This is a genomic window from Stutzerimonas stutzeri (assembly GCF_024448935.1).
Classification (GTDB): domain Bacteria; phylum Pseudomonadota; class Gammaproteobacteria; order Pseudomonadales; family Pseudomonadaceae; genus Stutzerimonas; species Stutzerimonas stutzeri_AO.
Genome location: NZ_JAMOIE010000004.1, coordinates 13,659 through 30,174, shown reverse-complemented (window position 1 = coordinate 30,174; position 16,516 = coordinate 13,659). Strand labels below are relative to the sequence as shown.

Annotated in this window: 13 protein-coding genes and 1 pseudogene; 6 read left to right on the top strand and 8 right to left on the bottom strand. The window is 64.6% G+C overall.

Annotated elements, in window-relative coordinates; translation table 11 throughout:
* Positions 1-111: 111 nt before the first annotated feature.
* On the bottom strand, positions 112-1,302 hold the full coding sequence (gene desA, locus NA637_RS01890) for a delta-9 fatty acid desaturase DesA (protein WP_256070736.1): 1,191 nt from the start codon (positions 1,300-1,302) through the stop codon (positions 112-114).
* 323 nt (positions 1,303-1,625) lie between these two features.
* Here desA and NA637_RS01885 point away from each other — a divergent pair.
* A pseudogene (locus NA637_RS01885) lies at positions 1,626-2,021 on the top strand (response regulator).
* Positions 2,022-2,212: 191 nt separating this feature from the next.
* Here NA637_RS01885 and NA637_RS01880 read toward each other — a convergent pair.
* Positions 2,213-3,706 carry an aldehyde dehydrogenase gene (locus tag NA637_RS01880; protein ID WP_256070735.1) on the bottom strand — a complete coding sequence of 498 codons (1,494 nt, stop codon included), beginning with the start codon at positions 3,704-3,706 and terminating at the stop codon, positions 2,213-2,215.
* Positions 3,707-3,909: 203 nt separating this feature from the next.
* On the opposite strand from NA637_RS01880, the gene NA637_RS01875 reads away from it, so the two are divergent.
* The 5 genes from NA637_RS01875 to trkA all read left to right on the top strand — a co-directional run bounded on the left by NA637_RS01875 (position 3,910) and on the right by trkA (position 9,633).
* Complete coding sequence (locus NA637_RS01875; protein ID WP_256070734.1) at positions 3,910-5,229, top strand: aspartate aminotransferase family protein; 1,320 nt, start codon at positions 3,910-3,912, stop codon at positions 5,227-5,229.
* A 292-nt stretch (positions 5,230-5,521) separates the two neighbouring features.
* Positions 5,522-5,668 (top strand): group II intron maturase-specific domain-containing protein, encoded by a 147-nt coding sequence (locus NA637_RS25605; RefSeq protein ID WP_423836695.1) that lies wholly within the window; start codon positions 5,522-5,524, stop codon positions 5,666-5,668.
* Positions 5,669-5,934: 266 nt separating this feature from the next.
* Positions 5,935-6,864, top strand: a complete 930-nt coding sequence (gene fmt / locus NA637_RS01870) for a methionyl-tRNA formyltransferase (protein ID WP_272888889.1) — start codon at positions 5,935-5,937, stop codon at positions 6,862-6,864.
* A 5-nt stretch (positions 6,865-6,869) separates the two neighbouring features.
* Positions 6,870-8,192: a 16S rRNA (cytosine(967)-C(5))-methyltransferase RsmB gene (gene rsmB, locus NA637_RS01865; protein WP_256070828.1), complete on the top strand. Its 1,323-nt coding sequence runs from the start codon at positions 6,870-6,872 to the stop codon at positions 8,190-8,192.
* A gap of 67 nt (positions 8,193-8,259) precedes the next feature.
* Complete coding sequence (gene trkA / locus NA637_RS01860; protein ID WP_256070732.1) at positions 8,260-9,633, top strand: Trk system potassium transporter TrkA; 1,374 nt, start codon at positions 8,260-8,262, stop codon at positions 9,631-9,633.
* Positions 9,634-9,649: 16 nt separating this feature from the next.
* Here trkA and NA637_RS01855 read toward each other — a convergent pair whose 3' ends face one another.
* The 6 genes from NA637_RS01855 to doeA form a co-directional block, all read right to left on the bottom strand.
* Positions 9,650-11,029 (bottom strand): aspartate aminotransferase family protein, encoded by a 1,380-nt coding sequence (locus NA637_RS01855; RefSeq protein WP_256070731.1) that lies wholly within the window; start codon positions 11,027-11,029, stop codon positions 9,650-9,652.
* Between the two features lie 124 nt (positions 11,030-11,153).
* Complete coding sequence (locus NA637_RS01850; protein ID WP_256070729.1) at positions 11,154-12,623, bottom strand: NAD-dependent succinate-semialdehyde dehydrogenase; 1,470 nt, start codon at positions 12,621-12,623, stop codon at positions 11,154-11,156.
* A 269-nt stretch (positions 12,624-12,892) separates the two neighbouring features.
* Positions 12,893-13,546, bottom strand: a complete 654-nt coding sequence (locus tag NA637_RS01845) for a 7-cyano-7-deazaguanine/7-aminomethyl-7-deazaguanine transporter (RefSeq protein WP_256070728.1) — start codon at positions 13,544-13,546, stop codon at positions 12,893-12,895.
* Between the two features lie 129 nt (positions 13,547-13,675).
* Positions 13,676-14,170 (bottom strand): Lrp/AsnC family transcriptional regulator, encoded by a 495-nt coding sequence (locus NA637_RS01840; RefSeq protein ID WP_256070727.1) that lies wholly within the window; start codon positions 14,168-14,170, stop codon positions 13,676-13,678.
* Positions 14,171-14,216: 46 nt separating this feature from the next.
* The gene (doeB, locus tag NA637_RS01835) at positions 14,217-15,221 is read right to left on the bottom strand and encodes a N(2)-acetyl-L-2,4-diaminobutanoate deacetylase DoeB (protein WP_256070726.1); all 1,005 of its coding nucleotides are present in this window, start codon (positions 15,219-15,221) and stop codon (positions 14,217-14,219) included.
* A 3-nt stretch (positions 15,222-15,224) separates the two neighbouring features.
* A complete protein-coding gene (gene doeA, locus NA637_RS01830) occupies positions 15,225-16,415 on the bottom strand; it encodes an ectoine hydrolase DoeA (RefSeq protein WP_256070725.1) in 1,191 nt (396 codons plus the stop codon).
* Between the last annotated feature and the right edge of the window lie 101 nt (positions 16,416-16,516).

Here is a 16,516-nt window from a genome sequence, read left to right as displayed (position 1 = left end):
GCGGAGACCCGCTGGATAACTGTCGCAAGAGCACCAGAATGCAGTTCAGAGAGCGGCGAGCAAGCAAAGTTCCGGGCCGCCGCGCGTGCCGCAGGTCGCGCCGATCAGAGGTCAGGCATGGGCGACAGCCGGCCTCAGCGAATAGGTTCTCAGGTGCTCGGCAAACTCACGCAATGACTGGATCCCGCTGGCTTCGGCGTCCTGCACCCACTGCTTGATCGCAGCCAGCATATCGTGCCCGTTGGCACTGGTGCGGATCCAGATCTGCTGCAGTGCCAGGCGCTGTTCGTAGATCACCCGCAACGACTGGCTCTGCTCCAGGATCACCTCGACGTGCGCCTGCTGATCGCGCTGCAGCAGGCTCGGCTCGCGCGACAGCAACCGCTTGGCGCGGCGGAACTGATGGCGCACAGAGGCATCGGCGCACTGCAGTTCCAGCTGTACCAGCGGCTTGATCACCAGCTTGCGGTACTGCGCCATGATCTGGAAACGGTTGTTGAGGATGGCCATGGCGCTGTCCATGTCCAGCTGATGCTTGGCCTTGACGCGATGCGCGATGGGCGCGGTGCGGTTCACCCTGGCCAGGCCAAACAGGCCGAACAGCTTGATCCAGGCCCAGCCCATGTCGAACTCCCACCTGCGCACCGAGAGTTTGGCCGAGTTCGGGTAGGTGTGATGATTGTTATGCAGCTCCTCGCCGCCGATGAGGATGCCCCAGGGCACCAGATTGGTGGCGGCATCCCGGCATTCGAAGTTGCGGTAACCCACCGCATGGCCCAAACCATTGACCACACCGGCGGCCCACACCGGTATCCAGATCATCTGCACCGCCCAGACGGTCAGGCCGATCACACCGAACAGCGCCAGATCGAGGCCTAGCATCACGACGATGCCGAGGTTGGGGAAGCGGGAATACAGGTTGCGCTCGACCCGGTCGTCCGGGCAGTTTTTGCCGTAGACCCGCAAGGTTTCCTCATTCTTCGCCTCGTCCATGTACAACTCGGCGCCGCGACGCAACACGGTGCCCAGGCCCTTCTGCACAGGACTGTGCGGATCATCCGGGGTTTCACACTTGGCGTGATGCTTGCGATGGATCGCTGTCCATTCTCGGGTGTTCATCGCCGTGGTCAGCCACAACCAGAAGCGGAAGAAATGCTTGAGCACCGCATTCAGCTCGAGCGAGCGGTGAGCCGAATAGCGGTGCAGATAGACGGTGACCGCAACGATGGTGACATGGGTCAGAATCAGGATTGCCGCAACCACCTGCCAGGCGGAAAGGTCGAGAATACCGGTGTACCACATAGTGTCGCTGCCTCGCGGTGTAGAAAGCCGATCCGCGGGCGCGGACCTGGTTGCATTATCCACCCAGCCCGGTTGGCTGAGCCGCCGCCTGTCCGTTCGGTGGGTCTTTTTCGTTTCAGGGTCTGACAGCAACAGCCTTCACTCATACCGATACGCGCCAGCAGCCTCGAAAGCGAAGTGATCGGCGCCCTGAGGTGGGGTTCGACGTCGTTCCGGATCTGACCGAACTCGGCGATGTTTCTAGCCTGCCGAGTCAGCCGACGGGCAAGCTGGCAAGCTGTTCATTTCCAAGCGCTCCAGGCACGCTTCGCTGGAGGTTCCCCATGAGCGAGCTGAAACGGATTCTGCATGTCGAGGACGATCGGTCCATCCAGGCTGTCGTCAAGGTCTCGCTGGAGGCGATCGGCGGCTATCAGGTGCAGCCCTGCTCGTCCGGCCACCAGGCGCCACCAGGCGCTCGAAGAGGTGCAAGCCGTCGCCCTGTTCGTCCTGCTGGATGTGATGATGCCCGGAATGGGCGGCCCCGAGACCCTCACCAGGCTCAGCGAGCGGATCGATCTGCGGCAAACCCCCGTGGTGCTCCTGACCGGCCAGCCGGAGACCCGGCGGACCCCGGAGAACTGCAGCGTCTGGGCCTGCGTAAACTGCTGACCAAACCCTTCGACCCCCTCCAACTGGCAACACGACTGAACGAAATAGGGAATGCCGAGCATGGATGAGGGCGCTAACGAAGCGCTGCAACAGCGGTTCTCGCGTCGCCAGCATCAATGGGGTGCGATGCGCCGCAGTGGGCGGTGGGCGGTGGGGCAACGCTAGCTGAACGCTGAAAACGGTGGATCACGCTTTATCGATCCACCCTGGCTGCGCAACGAGGTGGATGCAAGAAGCGACATCCACCCTGCGGATGTCGTCAGAGCTTGATCCAGGTGGCCTTCAGCTCGGTGTACTTGTCGAAGGCATGCAGCGACTTGTCGCGACCGTTGCCGGACTGCTTGAAGCCGCCGAACGGTGCAGTCATGTCGCCGCCATCGTACTGGTTGACCCAGACACTGCCAGCCCGTAACGCCTTGGCGGTCAGGTGCGCCTTGGACAGATCAGCCGTCCACACTGCCGCGGCGAGGCCGTACGGTGTGTCGTTGGCAATGCTCACCGCCTCGGTTGCGGTGTCGAAGGTGATCACCGACAGTACCGGTCCGAAGATTTCTTCGCGGGCGATCTTCATGGCATTGCTGACGCCGTCGAAAATAGTCGGCTCGACGTACAGCCCGCCAGTGTCCTGCATCGTCCGTTGCCCGCCGATCAGCACCTTCGCACCGTCGTTGCGACCGGCTTCGATGTAGCCGAGCACGGTGTCGAGCTGCTGGTTATCGACCAGCGCGCCGACATTGGTGGCCGGATCCAACGGGTTACCGGGCTTCCAGCCCTTGAGCGCCTCGACCACCATCGGCAGGAAGCGCTCCTTGACCGAACTTTCGACCAACAGCCGCGAGCCAGCGGTGCAGACTTCGCCCTGGTTGAAGGCGATGGCGCTCGCCGCAGACTTCGCTGCGGCCTCCAGGTCCGGGGCGTCGGCAAAGACGATGTTCGGGCTCTTGCCGCCCGCCTCCAGCCAGACGCGCTTCATGTTCGACTCGCCCGCGTAGATCATCAGCTGCTTGGCAACCCGTGTGGAGCCGGTGAAGACCAGCGTGTCGACGTCCATGTGCAGCGCCAGCGCCTTGCCCACGGTGTGGCCGTAGCCCGGCAGCACGTTGAGCACGCCCGGCGCAATGCCCGCCTCGATCGCCAGTTGCGCCACGCGGATGGCGGTGAGCGGGGATTTTTCCGACGGCTTGAGGACCACCGAGTTACCTGTGGCCAGCGCCGGGCCGAGCTTCCAGCAGGCCATCATCAGCGGGAAATTCCACGGCACGATCGCTGCCACCACACCCACCGGCCCGCGAGTCACCAGGCCCAACTGATCGTGCGGCGTCGCGGCCACTTCGTCGTAAATCTTGTCGATCGCCTCGCCCGACCAGCGCAGCGCATTGGCCGAGCCGGGCATGTCGACATTCAGCGAATCGCTGATCGGCTTGCCCATGTCCAGGGTTTCCAACAAGGCCAACTCCTCGGCGTTGGCCTGGATCAGATTGGCGAAGCGAATCATGGTCGCCTTGCGCTTGGCTGGCGCCAGGCGGGACCAGACGCCAGATTCGAAAGCCATACGGGCACTGATCACGGCGCGATCCGCATCGGCCTCGTCACAGCTCGCCACCTGCGCCAGCACCCGCCCATCGACCGGGCTGATGCAGTCGAAGCGGGCGCCGGCGGTGGGCTCGGTGTATTCGCCCTGGATGAAGGCGCGGCCTTCGATGCGCAGGTCGCGGGCACGCTGCTGCCAATCGGCTAGAGTCAGGGGGGGCATGGGGTGTCCTCGCTAGTCTGTCGAATATCACAAAGGCAGCCTAAACCAGCGGCACCAGGCCTATCAATATTTTTTACGCAGCAGCGGCTTTCTACCTTGTTTTGTTCGTTTTATTAAACATAGACTCGGCAAAACCGCTGGGCGCTCGGGTGATGTCGCGCTCCAGCATAGCCGTCGAACCCGTCGCCCTGCCGGAGCTAGTCATGGCCCTCGATCACGCCACATCTGCCGAACATTTCTGGATGCCCTTCACCGCCAACCGTCAGTTCAAGGGCAGTCCGCGCCTGCTGGAGCGCGCCGAGGGCATGTATTACACAGACACCGATGGCCGTCAGGTGATCGATGGCACCGCCGGGCTCTGGTGCTGCAACGCCGGCCACGGCCGCCGCGAGATCACCGCTGCGGTGAGTCGGCAGATCGCCCAGCTGGATTTCGCACCGACCTTCCAGATGGGACACCCGCTGCCCTTCGAACTGGCCGAGCGGCTGGCGCAGATCAGCCCGGCCGGGCTGAACCGGGTATTCTTCACCAACTCCGGGTCGGAGTCGGTCGACACCGCATTGAAGATCGCCCTGGCCTATCAGCGGGCGATCGGCCAAGGCAGCCGAACCCGCCTGATCGGCCGCGAACTGGCCTATCACGGCGTCGGCTTTGGCGGCATTTCGGTCGGCGGCATGGCCAACAACCGCAGGGCCTTTGGCGCGCTATTACCAGGCGTCGACCACCTGCCGCACACGCTCGACCTGCAACGCAACGCATTCAGCCGCGGCCTGCCTGAGCACGGCGCGGAAAGAGCCGACGAACTGGAACGACTGGTCACCTTGCATGGGGCGGAAAATATTGCCGCCGTGATCGTCGAGCCGATGTCCGGCTCCGCTGGGGTCATTCTGCCGCCGCAGGGTTATCTGCAGCGCTTGCGCGAGATCACCCGCAAGCATGGCATCCTGCTGATCTTCGATGAAGTGATTACCGGCTTCGGGCGGGTCGGCGAGGCCTTCGCCGCCCAGCGCTGGGGCGTCACGCCGGATATTCTCACCTGCGCCAAGGGGCTGACCAACGGTGCGATTCCCATGGGCGCGGTGCTGGTCGACGAGCAGATTCACCAGGCCTTCATGCAAGGCCCGGAAGCCACCATCGAGTTCTTCCACGGCTACACCTATTCCGGCCACCCGGTGGCCTGCGCAGCGGCCCTCGCGACCCAGGAGATCTATCAGCGGGAGAACCTGTTCCAGAAAGCCATCGAGATCGAAGATTACTGGCAGGATGCCCTGTTCAGCCTCCAGGGACTGCCCAACGTGACCGATATCCGTACGGTTGGGCTGGTGGCCGGCATCCAGTTCGCAGCCCATGCGGACGGCGTCGGCAAGCGTGGCTACGAGGTGTTCCGTCAATGCTTCGAGGACGGTCTGCTGGCGCGCGCCAGCGGCGACACCATTGCCTTGTCACCGGCGCTGATCGTCGAGCGTGAGCATATCGACGCGATGATCGAGCGCCTGGCCGACGCCATCCGCAAGGCAGCCTGACAGAGCGCTGACCGCAGGGGCGACCGTGCCGGTGAGCGGCCGATGGCGAGCATTACCCGGTTTCGGGCGGACGCGCTCAAGCTTAGGGTCAATGCGGCCAGGAGCGCGGTCGCCGAACCGTGGAAGAGGACGTCTGGGCTACAGCCTGACGTGGCACAAGGCCCCGAAGCTGAAGGTTGCGCCGGCCAGCCTGGAACGGCTGGACGACAAGATCCGGGAAGTGCGCCAAGGTGCCCAAGGGCGCTAGGGCGCAGCCTGAAAAAAGTCATCGCCGAACTCAACCCGGTCTTGCGTGCCGGTCTTGCGTGGCTGGATAGCGTATTTCAAGCTGGCCGAAACCAAGCAGGCGCTGGAAGAGTTGGAGACTGGATCAGGCGCAAACTGCGCTGCATCCTGTGGCGGCAGTGGAAACACCCCTATACTCGCGCCGAGAACGTGATGAAGGCAGGACTGACGGAGGAGCGGGCATTTCCCTCGGCCTGCAACCAACACGGGCCGTGGTGGAACCGTGGCGCAAGCCACCTGAACCACGCGTTCCCGAAGTCCTTCCTTGATCGATCAGGTCTGGTGTCGCTGCTCGATACGCTGCGACGACTCCAGTGTGTGCAATGAACCGCCGGATGCGCAACCGCATGTCCGGTGGTGTGAGAGGGTGACGGGGGTGACCCCGTCCCCTACCCCATATGAGTCCTTCTATCTATGCCTATGCGCATCGTTTTCGCCGGCACGCCGGAATTCGCCGCTCAGCATTTGCGAGCCCTGCTCGCCGCCAAGCGTCAGGTCGTGGCGGTGTATACGCAGCCGGATCGCCCGGCAGGTCGTGGCCAGAAACTGATGCCCAGCCCGGTCAAGCAGTTGGCGCTGCAGCACGCCATACCTGTGTATCAACCCCAGACCCTGCGCGACCCGGCTGCCCAGGCAGAGCTGGATGGTTTGCAGGCGGACCTGATGGTCGTGGTCGCCTATGGCTTGATCCTGCCGCAGGCCGTTCTGGACATGCCGCGCCTGGGCTGTATCAACAGCCATGCCTCGTTGTTGCCACGTTGGCGTGGCGCAGCGCCGATTCAGCGTGCCATTGAAGCAGGCGATACCGAATCAGGTGTCACCGTCATGCAAATGGAAGCAGGGCTGGATACCGGGCCGATGCTGCTCAAGGTCAGCACGCCGATTACCCGTGAGGATACGGGCGGCACCCTGCATGATCGCCTGGCCGAACTCGGCTCGCGCGCCGTGATCGAGGCGGCAGCGGCGCTGGAAGCCGGCACACTGAGAGGCGAAGTCCAGGACGACAGCCTGGCTACCTATGCGCACAAGCTGAACAAGGACGAAGCTCGCCTCGACTGGCAGCGCCCCGCAGTTGAGCTTGAGCGCCTGGTGCGGGCGTTCAATCCCTGGCCGATTTGCCATAGCAGCCTCGACGGCGCCCCGGTGAAAATTCACGCCGCGCATCTATCCACCGGTCAGGGCGCGCCAGGCCGGATCATCGAAGCAAGCAAGGACGGCCTGGAGGTTGCCTGTGGCGAGGGTTCGCTGACGCTCACTCGTCTGCAGCTCCCTGGCGGCAAGGCACTGGCCGTCAGCGACCTGTTCAATAGCCGCCGCGAACAGTTTGCCGTTGGCAAGGCGTTCGAATAATGTCGATGAATCCGCGTCTCGCCGCAGCACGCGCGCTAGCCGTCGTGCTGTCCGGCAAGGCCTCGCTGAACAGCAGCCTGCCGGATGTATTGGGTAAGGTCGACGCGCGTGACCGCGGCCTGACCCAGGAACTGGCGTTCGGCGCCGCACGCTGGCAACCGCGCCTGGCCGGCCTCGCCGAACGTCTGCTGCAAAAGCCATTCAAGTCCGCCGACCGCGATGTCGAAGCCCTGCTGCTGGTCGGTCTCTACCAGTTGTTCTACACCCGCATCCCGCCGCATGCCGCCATCGGCGAAACCGTCGGCTGCGTGGAAAAGCTGAGGAAGCCGTGGGCCAAGGGCCTGCTCAACGCGGTGCTGCGCAATGCCCAGCGTGACGGCGAGGCGCTGTTCGCAGAACTGGAGCGCGACCCGGTGATTCGCTTCGCCCATCCGCGCTGGTTGCAGAAATCCTTGAAGGCGCACTGGCCCGAGCACTGGCAGGCGATCTGCACGGCGAACAACATCCATCCGCCGATGATGCTGCGGGTCAACCGTCGCCAAGTCGATCGCGACGCCTATCTCGGCGAACTGCAGGCCGCCAACCTCGAAGCCTTTCCCTGCGCCCACAGCGAGGACGGCATCCGCCTGGCCACGGCCTGCGACGTCACCCAATTGCCGGGTTTTGCCGAAGGGCGCGTCAGTGTGCAGGACGAAGCCGCGCAGCTGGCGGCCGGGCTGCTCGATCTCGCCCCGGGGCAGCGCGTGCTGGACGCCTGTTGCGCGCCCGGCGGCAAGACCTGCCACATCCTCGAGCGCGAGCCGGGGCTGGCGGAGGTCGTCGCGCTGGATCTGGAGCCGAAGCGCCTGCAGCGCGTTCAGGAAAATCTCGACCGCCTGCAGTTGCAGGCCAAATTGGTCGCGGCCGATGCCCGCGCGACCGCGGTCTGGTGGGATGGCCAACCGTTCCAGCGGATCCTGCTCGATGCACCCTGTTCGGCGACCGGCGTCATCCGTCGTCATCCGGACATCAAGCTGGCCCGTCAGGCCGACGACATCGCACCGCTGGCGGCCCTGCAAGGCGAAATGCTCGATGCGCTCTGGCCGACGCTGGCGGTCGGTGGCGTGCTGCTGTACGCCACCTGCTCGGTGCTGCCGACCGAAAACCGCGAGGTGATCGAAGCCTTCCTGGCGCGCATGCCCGGCGCCCGTGAGCTGGATTTGCCGAGCAGTTTCGGTATCGGACAATCCCATGGGCGCCAGTTACTGCCACAGGAAAACGGCCACGACGGTTTCTATTACGCCAAACTGATCAAAATCGCGGCCCAACCCAGCGGCCAGAATCGGTAAATGAGCCAGGCGGAACGCTTCGGCCAATCATGGACGCGGCGGCCTGCCGCCTTTCAGGAGTGATCGCGTGAAGATCATCATTCTCGGTGCAGGGCAGGTAGGCGGCACGCTTGCCGAAAACCTCGCCAGCGAAGCCAACGACATCACCGTGGTCGACACCGATGCCGATCGCCTGCGCGATCTCGGTGATCGCCTGGACATCCGCACCGTGGTCGGCCGCGGCTCGTTTCCCACCGTGCTGCGCCAAGCCGGTGCGGACGACGCCGACATGCTGGTGGCGGTGACCAACAGCGACGAGACCAACATGGTCGCCTGTCAGGTGGCCTATACCCTGTTCCACACCCCGACCAAGATTGCGCGGGTGCGCGAGTCGGCGTACCTGACCCGCTCAGGCCTGTTCAGCAACGAGGCGATTCCGGTCGACGTACTGATCAGCCCGGAGCAGGTGGTGACCAACTACATCAAGCGCCTGATCGAGTATCCCGGCTCGCTGCAGGTGATCGACTTCGCCGAAGGCAAGGCGCAATTGGTGGCGGTGCGGGCTTACTACGGTGGGCCGCTGGTGGGCCAGGAGTTGCGCCAGCTGCGCAAGCACATGCCCAATGTGGACACCCGTGTGGCAGCGATCTTCCGTCGCAACCAGGCGATCCTGCCCCAGGGCGATACGCTGATCGAGGCCGACGACGAGGTGTTCTTCATCGCCGCCCGCGGGCATATTCGCGCGGTGATGAGCGAGATGCGCCGCCTCGACGATTCCTACCGGCGGATCGTCATTGCCGGTGGCGGGCACATCGGCGAGCGTCTGGCCGAAGCCATCGAAAGTCGCTACCAGGTGAAGATCATCGAGATGAACCCGGCACGCTGCCGCTACCTCTCGGATACCCTCGACAGCACCATCATCCTGCAGGGCAGCGCCTCGGATCGCGACCTGCTGGTGGAAGAGAACATCAACGACGCCGACGTCTTCCTCGCGCTGACCAACGACGACGAGGCCAACATCATGTCGTCGTTGCTGGCCAAGCGCCTCGGCGCGCGCAAGGTGATGTGCATCATCAACAACCCGGCCTATGTCGATCTGGTCCAGGGCGGCGAGATCGATATCGCCATCAGCCCGCAGCTGGCCACCATCGGCACGCTGCTGACCCACGTGCGCCGTGGCGACATCGTCAGCGCCCACTCGCTGCGCCGGGGCGCGGCGGAAGCCATCGAAGTGATCGCCCACGGCGATTCGCGCTCGAGCAAGGTGGTCGGCCGCGCCATCGGCAAGATCGCCCTGCCGCCCGGCACCAGCATCGGCGCGGTGATTCGCGACGAGGAGGTGCTGATCGCCCACGACAACACGGTCATCGAATCGGGCGATCACGTGATCCTGTTCCTGGTCGACAAGAAGCATATCCGCGACGTGGAACGGCTGTTCCAGGCCGGCCTGACCTTCTTCTGAGGGCGACCAGGTGTGCTCAGAGCACCTCGGCCGCCACCGCGTCCACCGCGCTCTTGGCGATCTCGATGACCTGATCCGCCTCCGCCTGAGTCAATACCAGTGGCGGGGCGAAGCCGAGGATGTCGCCATGCGGCATCGCACGGGCAATCATCCCGCGCTCCAGACAGGCAGCCGAAACGCGCGGGCCCACCTTCAATGCGGCATCGAAGGGCGTACGGGCCTTGCGGTCAGCCATGAACTCGAGCGCTGCGAGCATGCCGATGCCGCGTACCTCGCCGACCAGCGGATGATCGTCGAACGTCTGGCGCAGCTGCGCATTGAGGTAGGCGCCCACCTCGGCGGCGTTGCCGGGGATGTTCTCACGTTCGAGAATATCCAGATTCGCCAGCGCCGCGGCGGCGCAGATCGGATGCCCGGAATAGGTCCAGCCATGCCCCATGGCACCGTCGCGAGTGGAGGCTTCCTCGATGACATCCCAAACCTGTTCCCCGACGATCACCGCCGATAGCGGCGCGTAGGCGCTGGTCAGCCCCTTGGCGGTGGTGATCAGGTCCGGCTTGATGCCGAACAGTTGGCTGCCCATCGGGGTGCCCAGACGGCCGAAGGCGCAGACCACCTCATCGGCGATCAGGAGGATGTCGTATTTCGCCAGCACCGCCTGGATCGCCGCCCAGTAACCCTTGGGCGGGACGATGATGCCGCCGGTGCCCATCACCGGTTCGCCGATGAAGGCAGCGACGGTGTCCGGCCCTTCGCGCTGGATCAGTTGCTCCAGGTCCTCGACGCAATGACGCACGAAAGCGGCTTCGTCCATGCCCGCCGGCGCCTTGTAGAAGTGCGGGCAGGCGGCGTGCTTGATGTCCGCATGCGGCAGATCGAAATGCTGATGAAAGCTGGCCAGGCCGGTCAGGCTGCCGGTCATGATTCCCGAGCCGTGATAACCACGCTGGCGGGAAATGATCTTTTTCTTCTGCGGGCGGCCCAGCACGTTGTTGTAATAGCGCACCAGCTTGATCTGGGTCTCGTTGGCATCCGAGCCGGACAGCCCGTAGTAGACCTTCTTCATGCCCTCGGGCGCCCAGTCGATGATGCGCCGCGACAACTCGATGATGGCCTCGGTCGAGTGGCCGACGTAGGTGTGGTAGTAGGCCAGCTCCTTGGCCTGCTGGTAGATGGCCTCGGCGACTTCGGTGCGGCCGTAGCCGATGTTCACGCAATACAGGCCGGCGAAGGCGTCGATGAACTCGCGACCTTCGTGGTCACGGATGCGGATACCCGACGCGCCGGTGACGATGCGGCCTTTGAGCGCCCCGCTGGCATGGTCATGGGCATGGGTGGACGGGTGCATGAAGTGGGCCCGGTCCTGGGCGAACAGCGCGTCGTAGTCGTGGCTCATGGGCTTCTCCTTTTGCGGTGTTGAGAGGGGCCGTGTGGCCCCATCCCGACCCTGTCCCGGCGGGAAAGGGATGATCCGGTTTGGCCATGCAGGCTGCGCTCAGCCGGCATGCTCGTAGCGAGGTTCAGCGTTCGTATCGCTGGCCCTGGTGATGGATGCAGACGTACTTGGTCTCGACGAAGGGCTCGAAGCCTTCGCTGCCGCCTTCACGGCCGAGGCCGGAGGCTTTCATGCCGCCGAAGGGGATCGGGTGGCCGGTGAACCGGGTGCCGTTGACCGCGACCATTGCGTGATCGAGCCCACGGATGAGCGGGTGGACCACGTCCAGCCGATTCGAGCAGATATAGGCCGCCAGCCCGTATTCGGTGTCGTTGGCCAGGGTGACTGCCTCGTCCAGGCTGTCGAACGGCAGCACGCCGGCGATCGGTGCAAAGTTCTCCTCGCGATAGATGCGCATGTCGGGCCTGACGTCGGCCAGTAGCGTCGGCTGCCAGAACCAGCCGCCGAGCGCGTGGGGCTCGCCGCCGGCCAGCAGCCGAGCGCCTTTTTCCAGCGCATCGGCGACCCGCGCAGCGGTGGCGTCGAACGCCGCCTGGTGCATCAGCGGACCGATCTGACTGCGCTCATCGAGGCCGGGGCCGACGCGCAACGCACGCACTGCAAGGGCGAAGCGCGTCAGGAAGGCTTCGTAGAGCGGGCGCTGGACGAGGATGCGGTTGGCCGCGCAGCAATCCTGGCCGGAGGTCTGGAACTTGGCGGCCATGGCCACCTGCACCGCATGATCGAGGTCGGCGTCTTCGCAGACGATCACCGGTGCATTGCCGCCCAGCTCCAGCGCCACCTTCTTCACCCCGGGCGCAGCAGCGGCCAGTATCAGGCGACCGACCCGGGTCGAGCCGGTGAAGCTCACCGAACGCACGCGCGGATCCGCCATCAGGGTCTCCATGACCATCTGCGGCTCGCCCAGCACCACATTGAAGACCCCAGGCGGCAGGCCGGCTTCTTCGGCGAGCTGGGCCAGGGCGAAGGCGGAATAGGGGGTCTCGTGCGCCGGCTTGACCACCACGGTGCAGCCGGCCGCAAGCGCTGCCGCAGCCTTGCGGGTGATCATCGCGCTGGGGAAATTCCACGGGGTGAGCAGGGCGCAAACGCCGACCGGCTCCCTCAAGGTGCTCAACTCGGCATCGACGATATGGCTTGGGATGGTCCGGCCATAGAGGCGCCGGGCCTCCTCGGCGAACCAGGGGATGAAACTGGCGGCATAGCGAATCTCGCCACGCGCTTCCGCCAGGGGCTTGCCCTGTTCTTCGCTGAGGATGACCGCCAGGTCCTGCTGATGCTGCAGGATCAGCTCGGCCCAGCGCTGCAACAGCACCGCGCGTTCGCCCAGGCTTTGCCTGCGCCAGTTCGCGAAGGCACGCTCGGCAGCGTCCACCGTGGCGACGATCTGCTCGCGTTCGAGCATCGGCACGTGAGCAATCTCGGCCTGGTTGGCGGGATTCTGCACGGCGATGCTGGCGCCGCTGCGACTGTGAACCCACTGCCCATCTATGTAGCAAAGGGATTTGAACAGCAGAGGATGCTTGAGCGACATGGCAACGTCTCCGGCCGAGTGGCATGGGAGACATGCTAGGGAAAGGCGGCTTGGTGTTTTTTCCGTAGCGCGGCGGGGCGCTGGGGGTTCTTTCTGTTTGCCGGGGGTGAAACGGGAAAAGGCTGGAAGGCTGGAAGGCTACAGGCAGCGTGGAAAAGGCTGCGCCGTTTTCCACCCGGAGAAGAAACGGGATGGTGGGCGCCCTTCGTCCAGCCTTCCAGCCTCCAGCGCTCTTATCGGCTCTTATCGGCTCTTACCGGATTTCCCGCTTACACCGTGACGCTCTTCTGCTGCGGCAACATGCGCACGATGGCGTTGAGCAGCATGCCGTAGAGCGGCACGAACAGCGCCAGGCTGATGGCCAGCTTGATCACGTAATCGACGCTGGCGATCTCCACCCAGTTGGCCGCCATGAAGGCGTCGTCGCTGTGCCAGAAGGCGATGGAGAAGAATACGAAGGTATCCAGCAGATTGCCGAATATCGTGGAGGTCGTCGGCGCGACCCACCACTGGCGCAGCCGCCGCAGCCGGTCGAACACCTGGATGTCGAGAATCTGACCCAAGACGTAGGCGAGGAAGCTGGCAATGGCAATGCGGAACACGAACAGGTTGAACTCGCCCAACGCCGCGAAACCACTGAACGCGCCCTGATGGAACAGCACAGAGACCACGTAGGACGCCACCAGCGCAGGCACCATGACCTGGGCGATTACACGCCGCGCCGGGCCCTTGCCGAGCAGGCGCACGGTCAGGTCGGTAGCCAGGAAGATGAACGGAAAGCTGAACGCCCCCCAGGTGGTGTGCCAGCCGAACAGGGTGATCGGCAGTTGCACGAGATAATTGCTGGCGATGATGATCAGGATGTGAAAAGCGATCAGGCCGGCCAGGGTGGCACGACGGACCGACGACGAAATCTGCAGCATGTTGCCTTGTCCTTTTTTGGAAGTGATGGGGTGAGGGAACCCATTTGCCGGGCCGACAGGGCCAAGGCGGCGCGCATTCTAGTGATAAACCGGGCCAGGGTACAGCCGCGCCGGTCAGAACGCCTCGCTTCACGAGGCCGAAAGGCGCTCATCATCAAGCCCCGCCGGGACACCGCTCTCGTCGCGCTTGACGTTCTTGGTGACGATATAAGTGTAGTAGCGCTCGATGCCCAGATCTTCCAACAGCAACGTGTCGATGAAGCGCTGGTAGTGATCGATGTCGCGCGCGCGGATCATCGCGATGTAGTCGACGCCGCCGCCCGTGGCATAACAGAAGGCGACCTCCGGGGCCTCGGCCAGACGCTGTTCGAAACGGCGCATGTTCTGCGCGGTGTGCCGCGCCAGGCTGATCTCCACCAGCACCTGCTGGGTGCGAAACAGCGCGCCCCAATCGATCAGCGCATGATATCCGCGCACCAACCCAGCAGCCTCGAGCTTGCGTACCCGCTCCCAGGCCGGGGTCACCGACAGGTTGATCGCCTCGGCCAGCGCCGACTTGGTGATCCGCCCGTCCTCGGAGAGGATGCGCAGGATCTTCAGGTCATAGCGATCGAGCTTGTGCATGATTCCTCCCCGCGAGCCGGCACGCTCCGGCGCGCAGTCAGCCTGGTCACCGCACCACCTCGGCAATCACCGCCAGCGTGTCGCCACTCTGCACCCGCCCCGGAAAGTGCCGAGCGCTGAGCAGGCCGCCCCGCCGAGCCCGGTACTCCACCGGCGCCACACCGGTACGACGCGCGTCATGTACCCGCGCCACCAGTTCGCCGGCCTGAACGGCCTCGCCCAGCTCCTTGCACAGCTCGAGCAGGCCATCGCTCTCGCTGCATACGTAGCAATCGGCATCCGGCATGTCCAGCAACACCGAATCGGCCGGTTCGATTTCGCCGTCGAGCATGTCGAAATGAATCAGCAGATTGCGCACGCCACGCTCGGCGATGGCCAACGTCCTGGCGCTGATGGAGCCGCCACCGCCGAGCTCGGTGGTGACGAACACCTTGCCCTGCGCTTCTGCCGCGGTGTCGTACATGCCCAGCGCGTCCTGCTCCAGCATGCGCATGCAGTAAGGCGCCGCGAACGCTCGCATGCCGGCCTCGCAGCGCGCCTGCTGGGCCTTGTCGGGTAATACGTGGCAGGCGGCGAACGGCAGGAAGTCGAGGGTTTTGCCGCCGGAATGGATATCCAGCACCAGGTCCGCCAGCGGCAGCAGGCTGCGCTGGAAGTAGTCGGCGATCTTCTGCGTCACGCTGCCATCGGGGCGACCAGGGAAGCTGCGGTTCAGGTTGCCCCGGTCGATCGGCGAGGTTCGGGTGCCGGACCACACCGCCGGGGCGTTCATGAACGGGACGATGATCACCCGCCCATGCACGCGCGCCGGATCGAGGCTGCAGGCCAACTTGCTCAGCGCCAGCGGGCCCTCGTATTCGTCACCGTGGTTGCCGCCGGTGAACAGCGCGGTGGGCCCCGCGCCGTTCCTCACCACGCTGATCGGAATCATCACCGCGCCCCAGGCCGAATCGTCGCGCGAATAGGGCAGGCGCAGATAGCCGTGCTGCACCCCGTCTTGCTCGAACTCGACGGTGGGGCTGATGGGATTGCGCTGCGGAGTGTCGGTCATGGCTCAGTCCTTGACGTAAAGCTTGCGTGGCAAGTCGCAGAAGGTTTCCATCCCGGTCTCGGTGATCAGGATGCTTTCGGTGATTTCCAGGCCCCAATCATCCATCCACAACCCGGGGATGAAATGGAAGGTCATGCCCGGCTCGAGCACGCTTTCATCGCTCGGGCGCAGACTCATGGTCCGCTCGCCCCAGTCCGGCGGGTAGCTGATGCCGATGGGGTAGCCACAGCGGCTGTCCTTCTGCAGGTCGAACTTGTCGAGCACCCTGAGGAAGGCGCGGGCGATGTCGCCGGTGGTGTTGCCCGGGCGCGCCACCGCAAGACCCGCGGAGATGCCCTCGACCACGGCCTGCTCGGCTTCGAGAAAGTGTGCCGGCGGCTTGCCCAGGTAGATGGTGCGCGACAGCGGGCAGTGGTAACGCTTGTAGCAGCCAGCAACCTCGAAGTAGGTGCCGGTGCCCAGCCGGAACGGGCTGTCGTTCCAGGTCAGATGCGGCGCGCTGGCGTCGGCGCCGGTCGGCAGCAACGGCACGATGGCCGGGTAGTCGCCACCGTGCCCGTCAACGCCGAGAATGCCGGCGCGGTAGATGTCCGCAACCAGTTCGTTCTTGCGCAGCCCCGGCTCGATGCGCTCAAAGATCGCCTCGTGCATGCGTTGGACGATGCGCGCGGCGACGCGCATGTACTCGATCTCCTGTGGCGATTTCACCGCCCGCCGCCAGTTGACCAGCGCGGTGGCATCGAGAAAGCGCGTATGCGGCAGGTGCTGCTGCAGCGAGCGGAAGGCCGCCGCGCTGAAGTAGTAGTTGTCCATCTCCACGCCAATGGCCAGGTGCTCCCAGCCGCGCGCGGCGATCACCTCGCGGGACAGGTAGTCCATCGGATGACGCACGCTGGACTGCACGTAGTGGTCCGGGTAGCCGACGATATCGTCGTCGCCCATGAACACCGTGCGGCGTGCGCCATTGGCGTCCTGGTCACGGCCGAACCACAGCGGATCGCCCTCGAGCGTCAGTAGCACGCACTGATGCACGTAGAACGACCAGCCGTCATAGCCGGTCAGCCAGGCCATGTTCGACGGGTCGGTAACGATCAGCAACTCGATACCACGGGCGGCCATGGCCTGGCGAACCTTGGCGATACGCAACGCATATTCCTCCCGGCTGAACGGGAGATTGACGACGATTTCGGACATCTTCTTTGCCCTCGTGGGTGGACCGCGCTTGCTCTGCAGGGGCGAGCTGGCTCGCGAGCCGGGGCGTGTGGCCCGAGCGCGAGTAGGCTCGCGTCTGAAGA